The following is a 25,297-nucleotide window of genomic DNA, read 5'->3' as shown; positions in this document are numbered from 1 at the left end:
TAATTTTTCTATGTTTTATATCTTATATTTTTTTCCTAATTTTGTCAACTATTTTTCATATAATTTTCTTTTAAGAAATTTTCCAACCTCTACTTGCACTACAGACATTATAGCTAAAATCACTGTTACAAGCCACTGTGAGCTATTTAAAACAGTTAAATTAAATGCATCTCTAAAATTAGGGACAAATAATATAACTGCCATAAGCAAAGCAGAAGTTAAAAATGAGATTAAAAGAAATGGGTTTTTAGCACTATTTCTAGTAAACATAGAATCTGTATTTGAACGCTGGCTAAATGCACGCAACATTTGTGAAAATGCTAATACACAGAATGCCATTGTTTGACCTACAGTATGGTTTCCTATATTAAGACCAATTTTATATGCTAAAATGGTCATTATTGCTACAAATATCCCCTGAGTAATAACTCTTTGTACAAGGTTTTTTTCAAACAAACTTTCTGATTTAACAGGCTGATGCTTCATTATATTTCTACTTGGTGGGTCAACTCCAAGAGCAAGAGCTGGAAGAGTTGCTGTTGCAAGGTTTACCCATAGAATATGCACAGCAAGAAGTGGAGTATCCCAGTTTAACAATATTGCAACAAATAGTGTAAGTATCTCTGCTATATTTCCAACAAGCAAGAATTGTATAACCTTTTGTATATTTCTATATACACGTCTACCTTCTTTTATTGCATATGCAATTGTGGTAAAACTATCATCCATTAAAATCATATCTGAAGAATCTTTTGCCACATCTGTACCACTTATACCCATAGCTATACCAATATCAGCAGACTTTAATGCAGGGGAGTCATTTACCCCATCTCCAGTCATTGCTGGTACTTCTCCAATTCTTTTTAGAGACTGTATAATTCTAAGTTTATCAAATGGTGATACACGAGCAAATACTGTCACATTTTTAACAGCTTTATCAAGTTCATCATCACTTAAATTATCAAGTTCATCACCAGATATAACAGTATTTCCTTCATTCCAAATTCCAAGTTCATGAGCTATTGTTGTGGCAGTGACTTTATGGTCACCTGTTATCATTATGGTTCTTATGCCCGCTTCTTTACAAGTTTTTACTGCATCAGTTACCTCGGTTCTTGGTGGGTCAATCATACCAACTATACCAATAAATGTCAAATCATATTCTATGTTTTCACTATCTTCCTTTGGTATCGATAGAATTTCACGCTTAGCAAAACCAAGTACACGTAATGCATCTTTAGACATAGTAAGACATAATTCGTGTATGTTTTTTTTGTCCATCTCTGTAATGTTTCTTTCACCTTTTGATGTTAATATTTTGGTACATAAATGGAGAAGTTCATCCACTGCACCTTTAGTATATGCTGTGATTTTTCCATCTATATCATGAACAGTTGTCATACATTTTCTGTCAGAATCAAAAGGTTGCTCAAATACACGTGGATATTTCTCTTCAAGAGCTTCTTGATCTATTCCAAATTTATTAGCCATAAAAATCAATGAACCTTCTGTTGGATCACCTAATATTTCATCTTTTTTATCTGGATTTATACATGCATCGTTACAAAGTGCACCAGCATAAACAAGCTCTTTATATACTAGTGGATGTTTCTCAGACGCAGTATCTATTGATGTTACTTTTCCAGATTCAAAATCGCCATTTACAGCAATATGTGTAACAGTCATTTTATTTAAGGTTAATGTACCAGTTTTATCACAACATATTACTGTAGCTCCTCCTAATGTTTCAACTGCTGGCAACTTTCTAATCAAAGCGTTTCTTTTAGCCATACGTTGCACACCTAGAGCCATTACAATGGTTGCTGTTGCAGGTAATCCCTCTGGAATGATTGATATAGCAAGTGAAATTGCAATCATAAACATTGGTAAGAGAGGTCTCTGATAAAATGCACCTATTGCAAATATAATAACGCATACAATAATACCTATAACACTTAATGTTTTTCCAACAGTATTAAGTTTACGTTTTATAGGAGTATCAAAATCATTTTGTGAATCTAAAAGATGTGCTATATTACCTACTTCTGTGTCCATCCCAGTTGCAACTACAACACCTACACCTCTACCATATGTGACAATTGAAGACGTATAGGCCATATTACTACGGTCTCCTAATACACATTCTTCAGGTAAAATGCCATCTGAATCTTTTTCTGATGGGACAGACTCTCCTGTTAAAGAAGCTTCTTGAATTTTTAAACTAGATGTATCTATTAAACGAATGTCTGCTGGAATCATCGCTCCATCTTCTAAAAAAACAATATCTCCTATTACAAGATTACTTGCTTGAATAACATTTTCTTCACCATCACGTATAACACGTGCTGTAGGTGAATTCATATTTTTTAGTGCTTCCAATGATGATTCTGCTTTTTTTTCTTGAACAATACCAATAACTGCATTTACTGTTACAATTATTAGAATTACAAAAGCTTCTGTAAATTCTCCAAATGCTAAAGATAATACTGATGCACCTATTAGTATCAATACCATAGCATCTGTAACTTGGGTCCAAAGCATTTGTAAAACTGTTCTAGGTGGTCTTTTTCTCAGTTCATTTAAACCATACTCTTTAATCCTGTTTTCCGCCTCGGTATCGGTGAGCCCCTCCTCTGATGAGTCTAAACTCTCTAATACTTCATGTGTTGCCATCGAATGCTAAGGCATCTGTTTGTGATTTTCCATTTTGGAAGATCACTCCTTTCTTTTTTTGATTTAAGAATAATTATATTTTAAAATCCAATTCAATTCAATACTCAGTAATTATATTTTACCTAAATTTAACAATTCAATTTAAAGTCTATATAAAAATATCTACTCTTTTACAAACACATACTCCTTATTATTAGATAAATCTTCTTGATATTTATACCCTTCTAAGTTAAACTTTTTTAAGTCGTTAATATCTTCTATTTTATTTTTAACAATATATTTTACCATCATTCCTCTAGCTTTCTTTGCTTGTGTAGATTCGACTTTTAACATATTATTTTTATTTATTTTAAAATTACATGTTACATATGTATGATTGTCATCAATAAATTTTTCCACAGTTTTGCTGTATTCACTTGATGCAAGATTGACAATAGCTGTATTTTCTTTGTTTAATTCGTTATATATACTGTCTCCCCAATATTCATATAAATTTTTAAATTCTCTTATCTGTAACTTTGTCTGCATTTCTAATCTGTATTCATATATACTATCATAGGGTTTTACGACCCCATACAATCCACTTATGATTCTAATACAACTATTTGCAAATTCCTCATCTTGCTTTGTAAAATTCTCTGCTTCTATATTTTTATATTGTATTCCAGCATAAGTTAAGATTGCAGGAGTACCTAAACTGTCAAATTTAAAATTATCAAATCTACTCTTGTTTAATATAGCTAATTTTTCGTTGATTTTCATTTTACTTTTGAAATCCTCTACACTAAAGGTTTTTATATTCTTTGATATTTCTTTTGCTTTATCTATGAAACAGGGCAAGCTTAAATCTCTATCAAATTCTTGTACATTCTTCATATTTTTAGCTGGTGATAACATTATAATCATAAATTTCTACTACTCCTATTTTTCCAAATATTCAAGAATCTCTTGTGCATTTGTATCTGGTTTTGCTTTTTCAAAAACTTTTTCAATAATTCCACTTTCATCTACAATATAAGTTGCACGAACAACTCCTAAAGCAGTTTTCCCATACATTTTTTTCTCTTTCCACACATCAAAAGCCTTAATAGTAGTTAAATCTGGGTCAGAAAGTAAAATAAAAGGAAGCTCATGCTTTTCTGCAAATTTTTGATGTGATTTAATACTATCTTTACTTATCCCAATAACTGGTATATCATTATTTCTAAATCCTTCATATGCGTTCCTAAATGCACATGCCTGACGTGTGCATCCTGGTGTATTATCTTTAGGATAAAAATATATTACCACTTTTTTCCCCTTAAAATCAGACATACTGACTTTATTTCCATCTTTATCTTCTAATGTAAATTCTGGTGCTTTTGTACCTATACTTAACATAAATATCTCTCCTTTTGTTTTTAATCAATAATTTATACTATATTTATATTACTACCCTATATTTCTGTATATAAATAAAATATTTTACTTTTTATATAGAAATTTTCATGAATATGTAAATCTTATATACTGAAAATTTCAAGCTTTATTTGATTGGAACATTTAAACTGGAATTTATGTTAAGTAATTAAAATAAGCAGGATTTAATTTATGTATTAAATCCTGCCTATTTATTTTTATTCTTCTAATACTCTAATCTATATAAATTTAAATTCTTCTACATCAAACAGACCTAAATCAGTAAGTCTTATTTTTGGAATAACAGGAAGAGCCATAAATGAAAGTGTAATAAAAGGGTCTACATACTTTGGAACTCCCATTTTTCTTGCTATTTTTAACATATTATCAGTTGTTTCTTGCACTTCATCTGCTGGAAGAGTACTAATTAATCCAGCTACTTTAAGACTTAAGTGAGCAAGTACTTTTCCATTTGATACAATTACATAGCCACCCTGTATATCTCTCAAGTAATTTACTGCAACTATAATATCATCATCATTATCTCCTGCAACTATGATATTATGTGAATCATGAGCTACAGTAGTTGCTATTGCTCCATTTTTTATGCCAAACCCTTTTAATGGTGCAACTGATATGTTTCCAGTCATTCTGTGTCTCTCAACAACACAAAGCTTTGAATATTCTTCATTTGGATTGAAATATCCATTTTTGTTTGGTATAGATTCAAATAATTTATTTGTCAGAATTTGATATGGTACAATTTCCATTACATAATTTTTTTCATTTGACTTTAATTGTATTTTTTCTCTATCAACGTCTTTAAATTTGACTGTATTGAGTAAATCTTTATCCTTAATTTCATAATTATAATCAGAAAAAATTCCCTCATCTATCAATTTACCATCTTTATAAACACTACCTACCTCCATGTTTTCTAAATTGTTTAAAACAACAACATCCGCTTTATACCCAGCACCTATTGCTCCAATTCTATTTAGACCATATGCTCTTGCTGAATTGTAAGTTGCAATTTTAATAGCTTTAATTGGCTCCATACCCAAATCGATTGCACACTTTATATTCCATCTTATATGACCTTGTTTTTCTATATCATCCAAATGTTTATCATCTGTACAAAACATAAATTCTTCAATTGGTAAGTTGTGTTTCAATAATCCCTTTATTATGGCTTCTAAGTTTTTTGCTGCACTTCCTTCTCTTATAAAAATTTTTAAACCTGCTCTTAATTTTTCATACACTTCATTAAAAGTTATACATTCATGGTCATTTTTTATTCCTGCACATACATATGCTTGAAGTGACTTCCCACTTATATTTGGTGCATGTCCATCTGCAATTTTATCTTTAAAAGCCTCTAATTTATCTAAAATTTCCTCTTCCGCAGATATAACATCATTAAAACACATTACCTCTCCTAATCCTAAGATTCTAGGATTATTTATGTAAGCATCCATATCTTTTGCACTAAAAGTTCCTATTCCATTAGTTTCAAATCTTGTTGCAGGGACAGATGATGGTAGCATAATATATACATTTAAGGGTATTTCTTTTGTTGATTCTAGTAAAAAGTCTATTGCACTTGCTCCTTTTACATTGACTAGTTCATGAGGGTCAGCTATAACAGTTGTTGTACCTGACTTTAGTAATTTTTTTGATAATTCAATTGGCATTACCATTGTAGATTCAATATGCATATGTGCATCAATAAAACCAGGTGATAAGTATTTACCACTACAATCAATCTCTATTTTACCACTATATTCGCCGATTCCAACAATTGTATCATCTACTATTGCTACATCTCCTACTATTAATTCTTCTGTGAATACATTTATAATTGTTCCATTTTTAAGTACAATATCAGCTTTATCTCTTCCACTTGCAACATCACACTTTTTTTTCAAATTGCTCATTTTTACAACTCCTCTTAAATTTTTTATATCAATATACTTGTTGTATCATATATTATAGTTTGATTTATTAATATATATTATATATGAGTTTCAATAAAAAGTATTGATTGAAATTTATTCCATAGCTTATTAAATTAAACAAAAATAACATAAGAAACAATAATATTATTTCTCATGTTATTTATAAATATTTTAATTATATTAAATTTTATTTTTTATATTTTTAATACTTGTTACTATATCCATAGTATAGATTTATGTATTTTTATCATTTATATTAAAATCTACTTTCAATTAACCTAAAAAAGCATAAACTATAATTCCTACGATTATAGCTGGTATAGTAGTAATAATCATAGCCCATAAGGAAGATTTTTTATCCATTGCTAAAAGTGGAAAAAGTGCATCTCCATCTTGAGATATTGAATTAGCTATTACTGCACCAAGTGGTATAGTTCCTTTCAAGTAAAATGACATAAGTACAATTTGTATACCGCACCCTGGAATAAGTCCAAGACCTGCACCTATAAATACACTAATTACACCTGTTGATAAAACTAAATTAACTAAGTATTCATCTCCACCTAAAACCAATATTATCAAATCGTAAATAAGATATGCAATAAAAATCCATGTAATAACAAATGAAATTTCACCTACAGAATGTATAAGCATTTCTCTTAGGGAAATTTTCTTATTTTCTTCCTCTTTTTGATTAGAATTTTTAAATACCTTTTTAAAACACCACATATAAACTATTGAGAATAGTATTCCTATAACTGCTATTGCTTCTTCTAGTGAATGTAATTTTTCAATAATAGGAAGATTTATTCCAGAATGAGCAAGAGACATAAATATAAAACCTATTAATACAATTCCTATATAAATTTTGTACCCTTTACCATGTGTTATTATAAATGCAAGTCTATTTGTATTTCCATGAGATTTAGCTAAATTATCCAAAATTATATCATCATGATTATGCGATTCTTCATTATCTTTATGGTAATTTTTATCTGTATTATGTTTTTCTGATTTTCCATATTTATTTAATTTCAATTTTTCTTCTAACTTAAAATAATCTACTAGTTGTCCTGTTATTACTCCTGTAATTGTACTAACTATAGTCACAAAAAAATACATTTTAATATTTGATGAAATAAGTATAAATGCAGCATCTCCCATACTTGCTATTAAGCTTGCAATGATTGCTCCAAAGCTTAGTTTTCCACTTATATATAATGGCATTATTGCCAAACTCCCACCACAACCTGGTATAGCTCCTATCAAAGCTCCTATTAAAGGTTGATATTTTCTATTTTTTGATATAATATTAGTAAAATTACCACTAGTTTTATAGTTTATATATCCAAATAGCAAAATAAAAAATCCAATCATAGAACCCACATGTAAAAATGCTTCTTCAGAAGCAGATATTAACATTTCCATTAATTTACCTCCTATATTAATTTCGCAATAATTATATTATATTTCATTTATTATTGATAATCAATATCATTATATCTTTTAAATTTCTAATATTAAAAAGTGCATATCTTATATTGTTAATTTCTTGCATATTAAGATACACACTTTCTGATATTAGGTTATCTAGTTGCCATATGTAATTTTACATTATAATATAAAATTACATATAGATATTACAACAAATTTTATATATTATACCGATATTACACATTTTTTCATCGTTTACTATATTTATAAATTTTCAATAAATGTTATTACTTCCTCTATTATCCAATCTGGTGTAGATGCTCCTGCTGTCACTCCTAAAGTTTTATACTTCTTAAGCATATTTACATCCAATTCGTCTTTAGTTTCCATTGCAAAAGTTGGAACTAAATCTTCACAAACTTTTACTAACTTTTGAGTATTAGAGCTGTGTTTTCCACCTATAACTATCATACAATCAACTTCTCCTGCTAATGCTTTAGCTGCTTCTTGTCTAGTTTTTGTGGCTGAACAGATTGTATCATTAAATACTATATTTTCTAGTTTATCAGCTAATTTATTAACTATATTTGAATATAAATCTGGATTTATTGTTGTCTGTGCAACAACACAATATTGTTTTGAATTATCAAATTCCATATTCTCCATTTGCTCTACAGCTTTTATTATTATTGCTGAGTTTTCGCACCATCCATTTATACCTATCACTTCTGGATGTTTCATATCTCCAATAACTATTATTTCATAACCCTTATTATGATACTCACTCACTACTGTATGTATTTTCTTTACAAATGGACATGTAGTATCTACAATTTTAAGTTTTTTATTTTTAGCTTCTTTGTATACTTTCTCAGGAACTCCATGAGATCTTATTATCATATTTTCATAATCTGGTATTATATCGATTTCATCTACAGTTTTAAGACCTTTTTGTTCATATCTTGCTACTGCTTGCTTGTTATGAATAAGAGGTCCTAAAGCATATATTCCAGAATCATTTTTCTCTACTTCATCCCATGCCATTTTCATTGCTCTCTTTACTCCAAAGCAAAATCCTGCATTTTTTGCTATTTTAACATTCACAAAATCCCCCCCTTATTTTGAATATTTAAAATAATTCTGTTTTATTATTTCTAAAACTTCTTGCGACATTCTTTCATGGTCATCATTACTTAACTTTTCTTTAAAATGTTCTTCAAATGATATTGGCTCTCCAAAGTACACAATTACTTTACTAAAAGGTTTATACTTAGATATTATCGATACTGGTACAACCTTAGATTTACTCTTTATTGTAAATAGAGAAAGACCTGCCTTAGCTTTGCCAAAGTTGTCTCCTTTAATTCTTGTTCCTTCTGGAAATATTCCTAATATATAACCATCTCTAATTGACCTTAAAATAGTTTTTATAGTGGATACATCTGGCTTTTCTCTATTTATAGGCATAACATGCAATTTTTTTAATATAAAACCTAGTGGCTTCACTTTAAATAATTCTTGTTTTGCAATAGCTGCTATCTCTCTATTCTTTATAGCTGCAGCTAAAAATACAGGGTCAAGATTTGATTTATGATTTGAAGCCACCACTATATTTCCTCTGTCTGGTATATTTTCGGCACCTATAACTTCATATTTAAAAAACACTTTAGAAAAACATCTAAAAATATTTATTGCAAATCTATAAAAATTCACGTTTATCTCCCTTCAATACTACATTATATTTTCATTTTAGATACATTAAGCTCAAAAACTTATCTTAGATACAACTTCTTGTACAACCTGATCTATAGTCTTTCCTGTTGTATCTATTTCTAGTGCATCCTCAGCTTTTACTAGTGGTGCAAATTCTCTATTTGAATCAATTTCATCTCTCTTTACTATATCCTCAATTACTTTTTTTAAAGTAGTATTATATCCTTTATTGCAAAGTTCTTTATAACGTCTACTTCCTCTTTCTTCTGGTGTAGCTACTAAAAAGAATTTATAATCTGCATTTGGAAAAACATATGAACCTATATCTCTACCATCTAATATTACTGAACTTTTTGTTCCAATTTTTCGTTGAACTTCAACCATCAACTTTCTTACTTCTTTTATCTTAGCTACATTGGAAACATTATTGCTTACTTCTATTGTTCTTATTTCATTATTTATAATTTTTTGGTCTAAGTATATGTTATTATTTTCAAAATCTATATCTGAATTTTTAGCTATTTTAATAACCTCTTTTTCATTATTAACATCAATATTATTTTTTAAACACTTATAAGTAACAGCTCTATACATAGCACCTGTATCTATATAATTTATATTTAGTTTTTCTGATACTATCTTAGCTATTGTACTTTTACCAGCCCCTGCTGGTCCATCCACAGCTATAATCAAATTACTCATATCTACACCTCTATTTTATTTATATTTAATAATCGACTTATCAAAAACTTATACACTAATCCCTGCAAGATATCCAGTTGAAAATGCTATTTGTAAATTATATCCACCAGTTTCTGCATCTACATCTATCACCTCACCTGTAAAAAATAAATCCTTTATTAACTTAGACTCCATTGTAGAAGAATTAATTTCTTTAACTGAAATACCACCAGAAGTAACCATTCCAGTGTTTATCCCTGTAGTTCCATTACAAGTTAGTTTCATATTTTTTATATACTCAATAATTTTAATCTCATCAGCCTTAGATAAATCATTTGCTTTTTTATCACTTAAAGATAATATAGAAAGAATTTCTTTTAAGAAGTTTTGAGGTAATATCTGTTTAAGATTATTTAAGATATTTTTATTTGGAAATTCTCTAATTATATTAGAAATTTCATTGACATCTAAGTTTGGTAAAAAATCTATATTTAATTCTATCTTATCTTTTTCAATAATCTTGTTGATATAAGAAGAGATTATAAGTACACAAGGACCTGTTATCCCAAAATGTGCAAATAACATGTCTCCTGATTTTGATATTTTCTTTTTCTTAATCTTACAAGATATTTCTACATTTCTCATAGATATTCCTTGCAAAGCTTTAATCCATTTTTCTTCTATTGTAAGTGGCGCTAAAGCAGGATATAGTTTATTTAATGTATGTCCATGATTTTGAAGAACCTTATACATTGAACCATCTGAACCTGTTTTTGAATAACTAACTCCTCCAGTTGATATAATGACTTTATCTCCTAATATCTTATCTCCATTATCTAAAATGACACCTTTTATTGAATAATTTGCTTTATTATTGTTATGGTCACCTTGTTCAGTAATTTCTTCAGTTATAATATCCACAACTTTTTTATTATACATTATCTTTACATTATGATTAATTAAGTCCTTATTTAATAATTCTATTACTTCTATAGACTTATCATTCTTAGTATAGACCTTGTGGTCATTTTCTTCTTCAATCTTATATTCTAAATTTTTACTTTCAAAGTACGATATAAGATTTTTATTTGTAAATGTATAAAAGCTACTGTATAGAAATTTTTTATTGTTCACAACCTTATCAAAAAAATCTTCTATCTCTCTATTGTTGGTAAAGTTACATCTACCTCCACCAGTTGCTCTTAACTTTCTCCCTAACTCTCCATTTCTTTCAATCAATATTACTTCATTATTATTTTTCGAAGCTGACAAGGCTGCCATCATGCCAGATGGACCTCCACCAACCACTATAACTTTACTCATAAACTTCTCCTTATAATTTGATACTTACTCAAGTGCAGAATTATTTATTTTTACATGATTTTTTATATGACTTGTATCATTCATCTTTATTACTACTGGACCATAATCTTTAAACTCTACTATATTTAAAGCAGTATTATCTTGCTTAATTCTGTATATATTTTCCATACCTGACTCTAAGAATGATAGTAACATAACCCTCAATGTAATTGAATGTGTAACAAGAACTATATTTTTATCATTGTATTTTTCATTTAATTCCTTTATAAAAGTATCCACTCTTTCTTTTATAATTTTAAGAGTTTCTCCTTCTGGTATATTTACTAAATGTGGCTCATTTCTCCATGTTGAATATATATCTGAATAGTCTTTTTGAATTTCTTTTATTAAAAGACCTTCCCAAACTCCAAATCCCATTTCTCTAAGTGCTTCAGTTTTTTGTACTTCAATATTAAGCTTATCACCTAAAATTTGAGCTGTTTGCATTGCTCTTCCTAAATCACTACTAAAAATATAATCAATCGAATACTTACCAATGTCTTCAGAAAGTTCTCTTGCTTGTTCTATCCCTTGTGGTGTAAGGTCAGAGTTACCATGACCTTGTGTTTTTCCTAATAAGTTCCAGTCTGTTTGTCCATGTCTTACTATATAAAAAGTATTTCCCATATTTCCTCCTAATATATCTGTCTATTTTTTATTAAATATAAATTGTCACTTCTCAAACTTTAATTATACCATATAATAGTTTACTATGTTTCTATTTTATAACTTAATCTAATATATCCTTCTTAGCTCATACTATTTATATTTACCACAATTTATTATATAATAACAGGTTTTTTCTCAACTTATAAAAAACAATCATCATATTTTATTTATAAAATTCTTCAAATCTATATTCTTGAATTGGATTAAAATACCTATCTCTATCTACTTTTGATAAAAACATATCTAATGGCCTTGCAAATATCCCTGTATCATCATATAGAGTTTTATATAAAACCAAATTATTATTATCTTTTTCTTTTTTATGATAAAAACTTCCATTCATGTCTATATATATATAAATATTTTCATCTAGCTCAGTATGCTTAACATCTAGCTTATACCTAATTTTGTTTTTAGTTGAACCTTTTTCATTGTATGTTTCACAGATTTTTTCTATATCATTATTATCAATGGCTTTGCTCAATCCCATTGTAGCATAATATTTTCCTTTAAAATGCTTATAAATACAAGGACATTTTAATTTTCTTTCATCAATGTTTAGACTATTTTTTGGTTTATCCATTTTACTATCCTCTCCTATATGTATTTTTTAAAAAATATGCTTTATCTTATTATTTTTTATTTTAAAATAAATTTACAAACTAAGTTATTTAAACTTTTTCAAAATACAGCAATTTTTAATATTCAAATTATATATTATAATTTGTCTAATATTTTTACACATCATATAATATATTTAGTTGTTTATGAATTTAATTTTTATTTATATAAATATATTCTACTTTTCTTATTATGTAGTTATATAAAATCATGTAGTTATATAAAACTTATCCTATATTTTATTTATTAAAAGCAATACTTGTCTTATATTTTATCATAATTTAAAGTTTATTAATAATACAATAAAATAAATAAAGAGGCTGTATAAAATACAGCCTCTCAAAGTTAATATTTATAATCATATAATTTTTCTAACTTCTTTTCTAATTTCTTTTTTCTATCTAAACCTAAAACTCTTATAAAATTATTTCCTACAAAAATACAATTATTGCTGAGATAAAATTCACACTTATCTAAATTTACAATATAACTGTTACTGCATTTGAAAAAATTTTCTTCTTTCAGTAGTTTTCTTACACTAGAAGAATTTTCTCCAATATAATAAGTTCCATTTTCTGTATAAATTTTTGATTCATACTCTTGCTTTTCTATGTACAAAATTTCTTTAATGTTAATTGAAAAACGTTTATCTTCGTATTCAATATTAATAAAACATTCCTCTTTCATTACCATCCCTCCAAGTATTCTTATTAATTTAATTTTAGTGTTTTTTATCAATATAATCTATCGGAAATATATGTAAGATTAGTCTATTTGAGATATTTATAAAGTTATTTTTGATACTGACCTACAGACTCTTTTTTTAACATTAATTTTTAAAGTTAAAATAGCTTATTATAAATAACATCAGTAATTATAAATACATATTTCTTTAATAAAATAACTTTTCAATAAAATCGTGTAAAATTATACATATAAAAGTAAATATTGACTTTTATATGTATAATTTAAAAAATTAAGATTTAATTATGAATTTGTTAAAATAATTTTATACTTCTTAATTATCAATTAAAATCTCAATAGACATATTATAAATATATATGTATATTTATGTATTTCTTTTTTGATATTCTGTTACTCCCTCAAGTTATATCTAAGCAAATTTAATAATATAATCTTTTTACTATAAAAACTTGATAAAAGTGTTCCCATATATTTTACACATACATTTCATTTTTTCAAAAAAACAATGAAGTTCATATTTGTAAATTTTTTTAATTTCTGTTGAAAGAATTCGAACATTTGCTTGTTCTGAACTAGAAGCAAATGGAAAACGTAAAACACCTTGCAGAGTAACTGGAGTCTGTTCAGAGTGTTTTTCACTTGAGTACATGTGTTGCAATATAGTTGTTACACATATGTCTAGATATAAAAAACGCATAAAAGTGATTTTGGTTGATACATAGCTAGGATGTTAATATTACATTTTTTTATATTTACTAATATCTCTCCTTACAAAATAGGCATTTCTTGAAGTTATTAAAAAATCTATAAGTAATTTTACAAATGTTACATGGTATAGTTATAGACATAAAAAAACAGTCTATATGTTAAAATAAACTGCTCTATAAACTAAAACTTGATAATTTTTTAAATATTATCAGTTCTTCTACCATACAACTTGAGAATACATTTATGTAATCTTACTTATATCACTAATACGCTCATTTTAGAAAGTCTTAGCATAATCAACTTTATCTACTTTACCAGATAATTCAATTTTCAATCTTTTAAGACAAATAAGCTATAATATATCAATTAGAAATATATACTAAGCTATTTTTATATGTATTAATTAATTTATTATATTATCTTTTTTATCTTTAATTTTAAGAATTATACATATTAATGCAAATATTGAGATATTGGATAATATCAATAGTAAAACTATTACTAGAAAGACAACTCTTCTTTCAGGAGAAATCTTTATAAGATTAATAATATAATCGTAAAGTATAAAAAATGATAATAAATTTGCTATCATTGGAACACATATATACAATTCTTTTTTACTAATTTTAAAATTAGTACAAGAAATTTTATAAATGTATAATAATATAATTAAAATCAATTTTCCAAAAAAGATAGCTTCATACCTGTATAAATTTCCACTAAGTAAAATATTCATATTATCTAAATTGTTCATTGAAACTACTAATAGCATACTCAATGCATTTATACCTATTAACACCATCCAATAAAAAAACAAAACCACTAAACATTTATATATATTGACCTTATAATTAGACTTATAAAAAATAAAAGTTATAAGAATACATATCCATATTCTATCATTAGCTCCTACATTTATATAAAAAGAACCGATAATAAGAAAAATAGAAAATAAGAAAGATATATTTAGTTTCATTAAATTAGTTTTTACTTTACTTGTATAATCAAAAACTTTCTTGCATGCCCATATCTCTATAATAGAAGAAACAATTGTTATAAACGTGTCTAACATAATAACTCCCCAAAAATAATTAATTTATATCTTCACAATAAAATATACCATTAAAAATACATACTAATTATAACATAAAATGGCACTTAAATTTGATATTATCACTTAATGATTTTAATAATAGTATAAAATCAACTAACGAAATATTAACCACTAAATTGTTAACATTACAATTAGAAAATATAAAAATTATTTCCTCATTTTATTTTAATTATGCTCAAAAATATAAGTTGACTCTAAGAACAATTAGAAACAATTAAGGAAGTTTGATATGATTAAATAAAATAACGGCTTGAATTAAGGAAAAGTAATGAATTAAAAAATTATTTTTAAAGCTAAAAGCATGGAGAACTAAAATAGGTGGTATCATTTAACTTGATACCACTTACTTTAATTATTAATAGGTATTTTATTGAATTTACGCCTATTAATCATCAATTTATAAATAGTTGGTAACTTATTAAATAATACCAATATAGATTTTTGTATATATCTATCTATTAAAAACTTAAACATATAAATACATATATTTATTCATCCTTTAAATTTTTAAAATGATTTTCAAATAAATCTAATGCATCTTTGTCAATCACTTCATCTTCATGTAATGCTAAAAGTAAACTTTGTAAAGAATTATCATGTATATTACTTAAAAAATCTTTTGTCTCAACATTCAAATATTCTTTGTGACCAACAACTATCGTATAATGAGTATATCTATCTATTTTTTCTGCATTCAAGAAATGCTTTTTAACAAGTCTTGATAAAAGTGTCAATGTTGTTGTTTGTTTCCATCCATATTTTTGTTCCATAGCTTCAATAGTTTCTTTTGATGTTACTGTATCATTTTTCTCCCAAATAAACTTCATAACTTTTAACTCTGCTTGTGGTATTTTTGAAATTGTCATAGCCTTACGCCCCTCTCAAACTTTTATTAAATTAATACTATCGCAATATAGTTTTTAAGTCAAAGATTTTGTCGATAATAATATTTTCCAATTTTTTCCATAATTTATTTCTTGCTATAATTCTATAACAAATTACATAAGTAATGATTATTCTACATAATAAATTTAAGTACATAAATAAGATATAGATTATCAAAGAAATAAAAATTTAAATTTTCTTATTGATTCATATATTAGAGACCATATATATCATAGACATGTTTATATTTCCTATTTTTGTAGAGAAATAATTTCAAAAAACTAAAAGTGTATTTGTATTTAATTTTTTGGAATATTCTTCTTAAGATTAATTTAGATTTCAATAATATGTCTATTTTTAAGTTAAAGTTTTTTTTAAATCTTTGATTTATTCTATCTTATTTTAGACAATATAAAATAGTAATTTTCATAAACTGTAACTTAATTTATAATAACTATTCTAATTACTTATCCTCTTAAAATCATATCCTATATTTAAATTTAATTTTTCATTATATCAAAATAATTTTCAATTAAATAAAAAAATTACTTACACTAAAATTTTTCTTAATGTATAATCCTAATATAAATAAATTAAATTGGGAGGTAAATAAGTATGCCACAAAATAAAAAAGAAAGTTTGATATTCACAGTGCTTATGTGTGCTTTTATGGTATTTTTTATGAGTATCTATAATATCTCTTTACATGAAGGTCTTTCATCAGAAACTGTAAAAAATGCTTGGATGGGGTTTCCGCTAGCCTATGTAGTAGGTATGATTTTTGATTGGTTTATTGTTTCTAAAATTGCTAAAAAAATTGCATTTTGCATTGTAAATCCACAAAGTAAACAAATTGCAAAGGCCATTGTTATATCAAGTTGTATGGTATGTGGGATGGTTATATGTATGTCTTTATTTGGAGCCATTGAATCAGTTGGTTTCTCTAGCACAACCTTATTTGTATGGGCTGTTAATATACTCAACAACTTTATCATTGCATTGCCGTTGCAACTACTAATTGCAGGCCCTTTAGTGAGATTTGTTTTTAGGAGATTATTTCCTGAAGGAACAATTGTAGACTGTTTATAATTCACAAAACTACATAAAACTTTATACTATAAGTATGTTTATCCTAAAGCAAACTACTACACTATACAATAATTTTTAATTAATGGCAAAATAAATTTATTACCAAATTTATTTTGCCAGCAAATTTATTCTTAATCGTATTTTAGATTTATGAAATACTATTCAAATTCATTTAATTTATTTACATCTAATTTTTCATCTTTTCTATTTATTAAAACTGAAATTAAAATCTTAAGTTAAATTTTATGTATGTTCTTTATAAATCTTTTTATTTCAAATTTTTGATATTTCTTTTGCTAACATTTTATAAAATTTACATTTATCTCTTTTTTAACCATCAAAAGATATTATTTTATAGATAATTTATTAATATAATTTCTGTTCTTAATAATTGTTCTAGTAATATTTCTTATTTTTCACATTCTCTTCAAGGTCACTCATTCCAATGTATTTTTTACTTTGTATAATCAAGTGAAGATTTTATTGTATAGTAGATTTCCAGTACTTCTATACTTCCACCCTTCTAAAAATAAAGTATACTTATCATAATCGATCAGTACTAGTTAATCAATAATATAGGAGGATGTTGTATGATCAAATTAAATACTTTTATGAATGTTTTAATAGGTACTTTCAATAATTCTGAACAACATGAGGGATTACAAAATAGATGACTCAAATGGAAAAACAAACTTTGTATATAATTATATGTAAAAGAAAATAATAAGTTTTTATAAGCAAACAGGTATGTGTTCAAGCAATAGTATATGCCTATTTTGATTTGATGAATATAGAATAAAAGGTATTGAATTTATAGTAAAAACAAAACAGAAGGTAACAACTAATTATAGTTGCTACCCTCTAATCTACTTAACTATTTTTTCTATTTCCTCAAAAGCTTTCTCATTTCCATTCCCACCAATTTGAGTTATATTTTTAAATTTCTTATTCTTAATTAACTCTTTTTGACTATTATCTAATCCACTTCCAACTAAGACTACTGGAGATTCAGTTTTACCTGCAAGTACTCCTACTGATAAAGCATCTACTAAATCATCTTGTTTATTCATTCCATTCTTAGCTACATATAAGTCATTAAGTATCTCTTTGCTATAGAAATGATTTATTACTTTTGAATTAGTTTCTGTTCTATCAGAACCCGCTATTTTAGTTACAGATGGTAATGTATTACTCACTTCTTTAGTATTAAATAAAGATTCTCCACCTATTACATATGACTTTGATATGTGTTTATTAGCTATTAAGTCTTTTATATCTTTCATATCATCATTTTGATTGGTAAGAAGAATTGGCATTTCCTCTTTTGCTGATATAGCTCCCATGCTTACTGCATCAGCTAGTCCTTTTTCTCCATTAACCACTACCACTTTTGACAACTTGGAGTTTTTATCTAATTCTTTTGCAAGTTTTATTGATGTTTCGTATCTATCATTTCCAGATATCCTAATTACATTTAATCCCTTTGTCTTTAAATCAGATACTACTTTTTCACCTACAGACTTTAATCCACCTACTATATACACATTTTTTACTTCTAATCTATTTATTTCTTTTTCTGTTAACTTATTTAAGTTATTATTTTGAGTAAGTAGTATTGGTGCATCTTTTGACTTAGCAAATGGTGTTGCTGATAAAGCATCTGATATACTAGAATCATTTATTAATACTATATTATCAGCTTTTCTCCAACCTTTTTGGCTTATCTTCACAGAGGTATCATTTCTATCTGTACCTGTTATTTTTTCCTTAGATAGTATTGTATTAAAGTCCTCTTTACTTGAAGTTCCACCAGAAGAACCACTTGAGCCCGTTGATTCTTTTTTATAAGTTGCTATAAAGTCAATACTATCATTAAAAACTAATCTACTTACCTGTTCTGATGTATATACTTTTTCATCTTTGTTATTTCTCCAACCACTGAATTCATAGTTTTCTCTTTGAGGATTAGCTTGAATTTCATTCATACTTGAATTGTCTAATATCTCTTTTTCATTAATTATACTCCCATCATAATCTATATATCTAATTCTACATTTTACTAATTTATCTACTGATATATTTACGTCCATATATTGTGTGTCATCTACTGGACCATACTTATATTGCAAACTATAATTTACATTACTTGGAAAATCAGAAGCATTCTTCCATGTTAAAAGACCAGTTGATGTGTCATAATTTCGTGGATATAATTCTTTTAATTTTAAATTTTCTTTTCCTATGTCCACAACTATGTTTTCACCTATTTTTATAATACTTTTTTCTATATATTGGCTACTACACTCTAGTGAATTTAATTCTTTATTTTTACTGATATCTATTTTAGTTAAACTATTATTACCACAAAGTAAAGAACGTAAATTTATATTTGTAGACACATTTAAATCTTGTAATTTATTCTTAGCACACCCTAAGTACTCAAGATTTACAAGCCCTTTTATGTTTAATTCTCTTAGATTATTACCTGAACAGCTTAAATTTTTTAAAATAACATTATTACTTAAGTTGAGAGATTCAAGTTTATTGTTAGTACAATTTAAAGATTGTAATTTTGGATTATGGCTTAAATCTATACTTTTTAAATTGTTATTAAGAAATTGCAAACTTTCTAAATTTTTATTATTACTTAAATTTATTTCTGTTAATTCATTACTCGTAAAAAATAAACTTACCAAGTTTTTATTATTTTTAAGGTCTAAACTGGTTAATTTATTTGCATCACAATTTAATTCATTAATAAGACTATTATTTTTTAAATCTATATTTAATATCTTATTTCCACTAATGTCTATATACTTTAATTTTATATTTTCACTTAAATCTATATTTTCTAAATTGTTTGAACTACAATCAAGTTTTTCTAGACTTTTAAAATTTTCTATTCCATCTAAGTTATCTATTTTTTTTGGATTAGGAACATCTGGATTTTTATGTAAATTTAATTCTAAACAATTCTCAATTTTATTTAAATCGCTTTTATATATCTTGTAATTATCTTTTGATGCAATTTCATTTGTTGTTGGATCGTTTCTGTTTTCCAATACCATTTCTACAATATCTCTTCTAAAAGAATCATCTGGAAAACTACTTGTTATATCTAATTCATTCATATTCTTTCTATTATTATATTGAATATCACTATCAATACCTAAATCTAATGCATTTGCTACAAAACCAGCTTTACTCATTATCAATATTAGACTAGAAACTATTAATAATGATTTTACATATTTCTTAAAACTCATAATATACCCCCATATATTAATAATAGTATTATCTAAATAGTATCATATTTATAGCCTTAAATAAACATCAAGGTCACCTTAAATATAATATCTATATTGAAATAAAATAAAAGAATATTTTTGTTTATAAAAATTTAGTACAATAAATTTATTAAAAAACATATAGGATATTAAGACAAGGACATTAACCTGTATTTTTCTTTTACAAAGTTTCTGCTTTGTACATTGTTGACTATAGGTCATCATCATATATTGAAGTGAATTTTTCTCATATAGCCTTACTTGTTTCTTTGAATTTTGTTCCAAATTCCTCCCCCATAACATACATATTTTCTGTTTGATATGGTTTATAATCTTTTACAATTACTACCACATGGCTTTCCTTTAATCTTTTATAATATAATTCTATTATCTTTGCTAATAGTTTATCTTCTCCACAATAAACTATTATTGAAATAGTAACTCCTTAAAATAAATAAAGTATAAAGAGTTATTACTAATCCCTATATACCTTATACTTATAGCTTTAGTATTAAATTTTATAATTTTTAAGCAAATGATGCATACTTTAAATCAATTTTAAAAGTTATTAAATAATTAAAAAAGTCATTATAAACTTAAAATCATATTTATTATATATATTTAGATCCTAACTAATCAATCCATTCATCTTTTCTTCTATAGTATTGTTTAGGAAATTCATAGCTTGAAAACATTACTGGAGATAGAGAATATGAGTAACTACCTGCATTATTAATTGAAATCACATCTCCTATAACTGCCTTTTTTAATTTAACATTATTAGCTAACACATCTAATGATGTACAAAGATTTCCAACTATTGTTACATATTCTTCTTCTTCTGAACTACTTAATACTGAAAAATAAAATGCATGATTTGATGTATATAATGGTTCTTGCCCTTCTAATTCTACACCACAAGTTACTTTCTCAATTAAATTAGAAATAATAGGTCTCATAAATCCATTAAGACCATTTCTTACAACAAGATACTTTATCCCTCTTGATACCTTAATATCGACAATTTTAGTATAGTAATTACCTGATGTGCAAACTACAAAACGACCTGATTCAATAAAGAGTCTAGCCTTTAATGTATTTGCATTAGTAGAAACAATCTTTTCAGTTAATATTGAAAGCTTTTTAAGATTAACTGGACTTTCTTTAAGATTGTCATATACTACTCCAATACCACTACCAAAATTTATAAATTCAATATTTATATGTTCACTTTTATTTAAATTTAGTGCTATGAGAAAACATTTTTCATAATAACATCCTAACTTTTCAAAATCTAACACTTGAGATTTAATATGTATATGAATTCCAACCACAGATATATAGTTACAAAGATTTAGTATTTTAAAAACATTATCTATATCTTCTATATCAATACCAAACTTGCTTGATATAGAGCTATCATCATCCATAGTAAAAGCAGGATTTATTCTTATGCCTATTTTAATTTTTTTATTTTGTTTTTCTGATATTTTATTTATAAGTTCTATTTCTGTTATACTATCTGCAATAATTATACACTTATCTAAAACAGCTTCTAGCTCCTCTTCTAGCTTTCCTGGTGCAGAATAGTAAATATTATCTCTATCCACTCCACATTCTTTTGAAATCAATACTTCTTTCATGGATGCTGCATCTGTTCCAAACCCTTGTTTAGCAATGCTTTTTACAATTTTATTATATGGATTTATTTTGATGGAATATAAAAAATCAAAACCTAAAATACTATTTTTTAACTCCATACACCTTTCGATTATATTAATCTCATCATATATATAACATGGTGCATGTTCTTTTATAAAACTATATTCTTGATTTAAATACATATTTTATACCTCCAAAGTTATAGATGATTTTATTAATTAAGTTCCTATACTGTTTATAATATATTTTACTATAGATTGGTATAGTTAACTATATACATATGCTTAAAGTATGCATTTCAAGTATTTTATATAGTAAACATTCAATAGTAATATTTATAAGTTTTTATGCCATAAATTCATCTATCTAATAAAAAAATATAACTTAAAATTATTATATTGAATATATTTTATATCCAATCTTAATTGTTTTTGCCTAATTTTTTGAATGATTTATTTCAACTTTATTACAGATTAAAAAAGTGTATTGTTGTTAATGTATTCTCGTAGTATCCTAAATTTATATGAAACTTTAAAATTGTGAGGTTATATATGAAATTTTTAATGGTCTTTTTAGCATATTTTTTAATGTATATTTTACTGGTACGTATTGGAAAAAGAATTAATAAGATATATCCATACAAAAATCATATTTTTACATGGATGATTTTAATTTTATTAGCATTCTACATAGTTACTAATATTGCTAGTTTTCTAAAATCACTTCTTTAGGCTGTTGGTTTTAAACTACTAAATGAAATGAAACTCATTTTATAGAATATATATTTAAAAAGTTTTTATAAAATTTAAATATTACTATATCATTAAACATTATTTTAAAATAATATGGAGGTGTTAATATGAAAGTATGTATTCTTATGGGAAGCCCTAAGAAAAATGGTAATACTGCTTCTATTTTAGAACCATTTATAGAAGAACTAGAAAACTATAATGCAAATCTTGAAATGTTATGGTTGTATGATTATCAAATAGAACCTTGTATTGCCTGTAAAAAATGTCAAGAAAATTTATCTTCTTTTGGATGTTGTCGTCAAGATGATGTTCATAAAATTTTCAAAAAGGTTCTTATGTGTGATTTAATTATTCTTGCAACTCCAATTTATTCTTGGTATTGCACTTCTCCAATGAAAGCATTGCTCGATAGATTGGTATATGGTATGAATAAATACTATGGTGATGAAAAAGGACCAGCACTATGGTCAGGAAAATCAGTAGCACTTATTACAACTTGTGGATATAGACCTGAAAAAGGAGCTGATATCTGGGAAGATGGTATAAAGCGTTATTGCAAACATTCACAGTTAAAATATATAGGAATGCTTGTTGAACGTGATTTAGGTAAGCCTAATTTTATGGATACAGAAAAAGAAGAACATTCTCGTCAATTTGCAAAACAAATTTATGATATTTTAGAGAATTCATTTAAAGCAGATAACTGTTAAGTACATAATGCTACATGGAAAGTATTGGTAATATAAATAGAGCTTATAATAATTTTAAAATTATATAAGCTCTATTTTTATATGTTTTTATTCTCCAATTGATATATTATTTATGCCACTGTTTTTAACTTCGACAATTGGTTGTCCATTTCCTAAGATATAATCTTTAGACCAACCTTCTGGTAATTTATTCAGACCATTTCCAATCAACTTCAAGTGTAAATTTGATGGTTCTTTTTTCAAGTTTAATTTGAATATGCCATCAAAGGTATCTTTGCTGTCCTTTCCAAACAAACTTATATTGCCACTTATATTTGTAGCTGTTACATTTACAATTCCATTGTTTCCTCTAAACTTTATCTCAGATGATATAGTTTCGGCTGTTACACCTGAAATCCCACTATTAGTATTTATATTAAAAGGATATGTTACACTTTTGTCGATAACTTTCGCAATTCCATCATTGACATCAACTGTAGCTCCCCCCTTAATATTATAAAGTTCTACTGAGCCTCGTTCAACATCTACTTTAAAATTAGAATACACTTTATCTGGAATTCCAATCTTTATTACATTTACTCTCTTATCTTTATTTGCATTTATCATATTATCGCCATTCATATCTTGCAAGGGACCATCTTTCTTCTCTATTGTTTTCTTAGCACTTACAACCAACTTTCCATTTTTTCCATTATTAGAAGCAGTCTCTTCATTCACAGAAAAAGTACAATTTTTTTCATTAGTTACACTTACATAATCAAACTCAAATTTATCAGTATTCGTCTTTTCAACAACTACACCTAAATTATCAGTTTCTATATATACTTCAGAAACTTCATTTCCTTCAATTGAAGTTAAGTGTTTTACAATATTTGGAGTTATATTCATATTATTATATTCCACCATATCTAAACATTGTTTATATATATTGGCATCAATTCCTCCAACTTTTGTTATACTTTTAGCTCCTTTTAAAATACTTTTATTACTTCCATCAGCAACTAAAACAATTGGCTTTTCTTTTGCTAGAGGAGATAGTGTTAATGCATCTACTAATTGATATCCTCTTGTTATGTAAAAGTCAGTTGATTCATTATAAAACTTTTCTATTACTTTTTTATTGGTTTCAAATCTATCATTTCCACCAACTCTAGTTGCATTAGTCTCCCTTACCAAATCCTCATTTATTGCAGATTTGCCACCTATAGCATAAATATTTAATCCTTCAATCTTAAATGGAATTGATTTACCATCTGTAAGTATTATAGCTCCTTTGTTTTTTGCAGCTACAGGTGCTATGCTCATAGCATCAGCCTCTCCTACAAACCCATTTGTCAACATGACATCTTTTACCTTACTAACTTCATTTATTTTTTTTGCTACATTGTAACTAGTTTCAATTCTATTATTTCCACTTATCCTTTCTACTTCAATACCTTTTCTTTTTATATCTTTTTCCACGGAACTTTCAATAGTATTATAACCACCAATTATGTACACTTTTTTTACAACGTTCAAATTCTTGTTATCTAGTCTATTTGAAGTGGCCTTTGGTATTTCATCCTTTTTAGTCAAAAGTATTGGCGCGTTAATAGCCCCAGCTAGTCCACTTGATGAAAGTCCATCAGATAAATTTTTATCTCCATTAACCAATATTACAGTGTCATAAGTCTGCCTATCTGCTATAAGCCCTGCTGTTTCATATCTATCAGTTCCTATTATAGAATCTTCTTTGATTTGTGCACTTGCAGTTAAACTATTAAAAAGAATTAGAGTCAAAGCCAAAGTTGATATACCTATTTTTTTACTGAATTTTTTGAACTTTTTATTCATAATTCCTAATATTTCCCCCTTATTATAATTAATTATTTTTTTA

At 26.2% G+C, this 25,297-nt stretch carries 19 protein-coding genes; 2 read left to right on the top strand and 17 right to left on the bottom strand.

Features of this window, described 5'->3' with window-relative positions; translation table 11 throughout:
* Positions 1-48: 48 nt before the first annotated feature.
* From IC758_RS09650 to IC758_RS09585, 14 genes are all read right to left on the bottom strand, one after another.
* The gene (locus tag IC758_RS09650) at positions 49-2,673 is read right to left on the bottom strand and encodes a calcium-translocating P-type ATPase, PMCA-type (protein WP_227860931.1); all 2,625 of its coding nucleotides are present in this window, start codon (positions 2,671-2,673) and stop codon (positions 49-51) included.
* A 162-nt stretch (positions 2,674-2,835) separates the two neighbouring features.
* Entirely contained in the window at positions 2,836-3,579 is a 744-nt protein-coding gene (gene yaaA, locus IC758_RS09645) for a peroxide stress protein YaaA (protein ID WP_227483115.1), read from the bottom strand.
* Between the two features lie 15 nt (positions 3,580-3,594).
* Positions 3,595-4,053 (bottom strand): thioredoxin-dependent thiol peroxidase, encoded by a 459-nt coding sequence (gene bcp, locus IC758_RS09640; protein WP_227483116.1) that lies wholly within the window; start codon positions 4,051-4,053, stop codon positions 3,595-3,597.
* 257 nt (positions 4,054-4,310) lie between these two features.
* Complete coding sequence (gene ade / locus IC758_RS09635; RefSeq protein ID WP_227483117.1) at positions 4,311-6,008, bottom strand: adenine deaminase; 1,698 nt, start codon at positions 6,006-6,008, stop codon at positions 4,311-4,313.
* A gap of 294 nt (positions 6,009-6,302) precedes the next feature.
* Positions 6,303-7,457: a putative manganese transporter gene (locus tag IC758_RS09630; protein ID WP_227483118.1), complete on the bottom strand. Its 1,155-nt coding sequence runs from the start codon at positions 7,455-7,457 to the stop codon at positions 6,303-6,305.
* 270 nt (positions 7,458-7,727) lie between these two features.
* Positions 7,728-8,567, bottom strand: coding sequence for a 4-hydroxy-3-methylbut-2-enyl diphosphate reductase (locus IC758_RS09625; protein WP_227860930.1), 840 nt, complete (start codon positions 8,565-8,567; stop codon positions 7,728-7,730).
* Between the two features lie 12 nt (positions 8,568-8,579).
* Positions 8,580-9,176, bottom strand: a complete 597-nt coding sequence (locus IC758_RS09620) for a lysophospholipid acyltransferase family protein (protein WP_227436043.1) — start codon at positions 9,174-9,176, stop codon at positions 8,580-8,582.
* A 51-nt stretch (positions 9,177-9,227) separates the two neighbouring features.
* A complete protein-coding gene (gene cmk, locus IC758_RS09615) occupies positions 9,228-9,878 on the bottom strand; it encodes a (d)CMP kinase (protein ID WP_227851039.1) in 651 nt (216 codons plus the stop codon).
* A gap of 48 nt (positions 9,879-9,926) precedes the next feature.
* Positions 9,927-11,180 carry an NAD(P)/FAD-dependent oxidoreductase gene (locus IC758_RS09610; protein WP_227834351.1) on the bottom strand — a complete coding sequence of 418 codons (1,254 nt, stop codon included), beginning with the start codon at positions 11,178-11,180 and terminating at the stop codon, positions 9,927-9,929.
* A gap of 24 nt (positions 11,181-11,204) precedes the next feature.
* A complete protein-coding gene (locus IC758_RS09605; RefSeq protein WP_227436028.1) occupies positions 11,205-11,846 on the bottom strand; it encodes a histidine phosphatase family protein in 642 nt (213 codons plus the stop codon).
* A gap of 205 nt (positions 11,847-12,051) precedes the next feature.
* Complete coding sequence (locus tag IC758_RS09600; protein ID WP_227483122.1) at positions 12,052-12,471, bottom strand: DUF1653 domain-containing protein; 420 nt, start codon at positions 12,469-12,471, stop codon at positions 12,052-12,054.
* A 383-nt stretch (positions 12,472-12,854) separates the two neighbouring features.
* Positions 12,855-13,196 carry a LytTR family transcriptional regulator DNA-binding domain-containing protein gene (locus IC758_RS09595; RefSeq protein ID WP_227436024.1) on the bottom strand — a complete coding sequence of 114 codons (342 nt, stop codon included), beginning with the start codon at positions 13,194-13,196 and terminating at the stop codon, positions 12,855-12,857.
* A gap of 1,129 nt (positions 13,197-14,325) precedes the next feature.
* Positions 14,326-14,994, bottom strand: a complete 669-nt coding sequence (locus IC758_RS09590) for a histidine kinase (protein ID WP_227834353.1) — start codon at positions 14,992-14,994, stop codon at positions 14,326-14,328.
* Positions 14,995-15,524: 530 nt separating this feature from the next.
* On the bottom strand, positions 15,525-15,902 hold the full coding sequence (locus IC758_RS09585) for a BlaI/MecI/CopY family transcriptional regulator (RefSeq protein WP_227860929.1): 378 nt from the start codon (positions 15,900-15,902) through the stop codon (positions 15,525-15,527).
* A gap of 634 nt (positions 15,903-16,536) precedes the next feature.
* On the opposite strand from IC758_RS09585, the gene IC758_RS09580 reads away from it, so the two are divergent.
* Positions 16,537-17,010 carry a DUF2798 domain-containing protein gene (locus tag IC758_RS09580; RefSeq protein ID WP_227436019.1) on the top strand — a complete coding sequence of 158 codons (474 nt, stop codon included), beginning with the start codon at positions 16,537-16,539 and terminating at the stop codon, positions 17,008-17,010.
* A gap of 866 nt (positions 17,011-17,876) precedes the next feature.
* On the opposite strand, the gene IC758_RS09575 is transcribed toward IC758_RS09580, so the two are convergent.
* Together IC758_RS09575 and IC758_RS09570 are read right to left on the bottom strand one after the other, a co-directional pair.
* Positions 17,877-20,276, bottom strand: coding sequence for a cell wall-binding repeat-containing protein (locus IC758_RS09575; protein ID WP_227860928.1), 2,400 nt, complete (start codon positions 20,274-20,276; stop codon positions 17,877-17,879).
* Between the two features lie 653 nt (positions 20,277-20,929).
* Positions 20,930-22,141: a diaminopimelate decarboxylase family protein gene (locus tag IC758_RS09570; protein ID WP_227860927.1), complete on the bottom strand. Its 1,212-nt coding sequence runs from the start codon at positions 22,139-22,141 to the stop codon at positions 20,930-20,932.
* Positions 22,142-22,818: 677 nt separating this feature from the next.
* Here IC758_RS09570 and IC758_RS09565 point away from each other — a divergent pair.
* A complete protein-coding gene (locus IC758_RS09565; RefSeq protein WP_227483126.1) occupies positions 22,819-23,421 on the top strand; it encodes a flavodoxin family protein in 603 nt (200 codons plus the stop codon).
* 87 nt (positions 23,422-23,508) lie between these two features.
* Here the strand turns inward: IC758_RS09565 and IC758_RS09560 are convergent, their stop codons facing one another.
* Complete coding sequence (locus IC758_RS09560) at positions 23,509-25,254, bottom strand: cell wall-binding repeat-containing protein (protein WP_227823860.1); 1,746 nt, start codon at positions 25,252-25,254, stop codon at positions 23,509-23,511.
* Positions 25,255-25,297 lie beyond the last annotated feature (43 nt).

Source organism: Clostridioides sp. ES-W-0016-02 (assembly GCF_020641035.1).
GTDB lineage: Bacteria > Bacillota > Clostridia > Peptostreptococcales > Peptostreptococcaceae > Clostridioides.
This window is presented reverse-complemented; position numbering and strand designations above follow the sequence as displayed.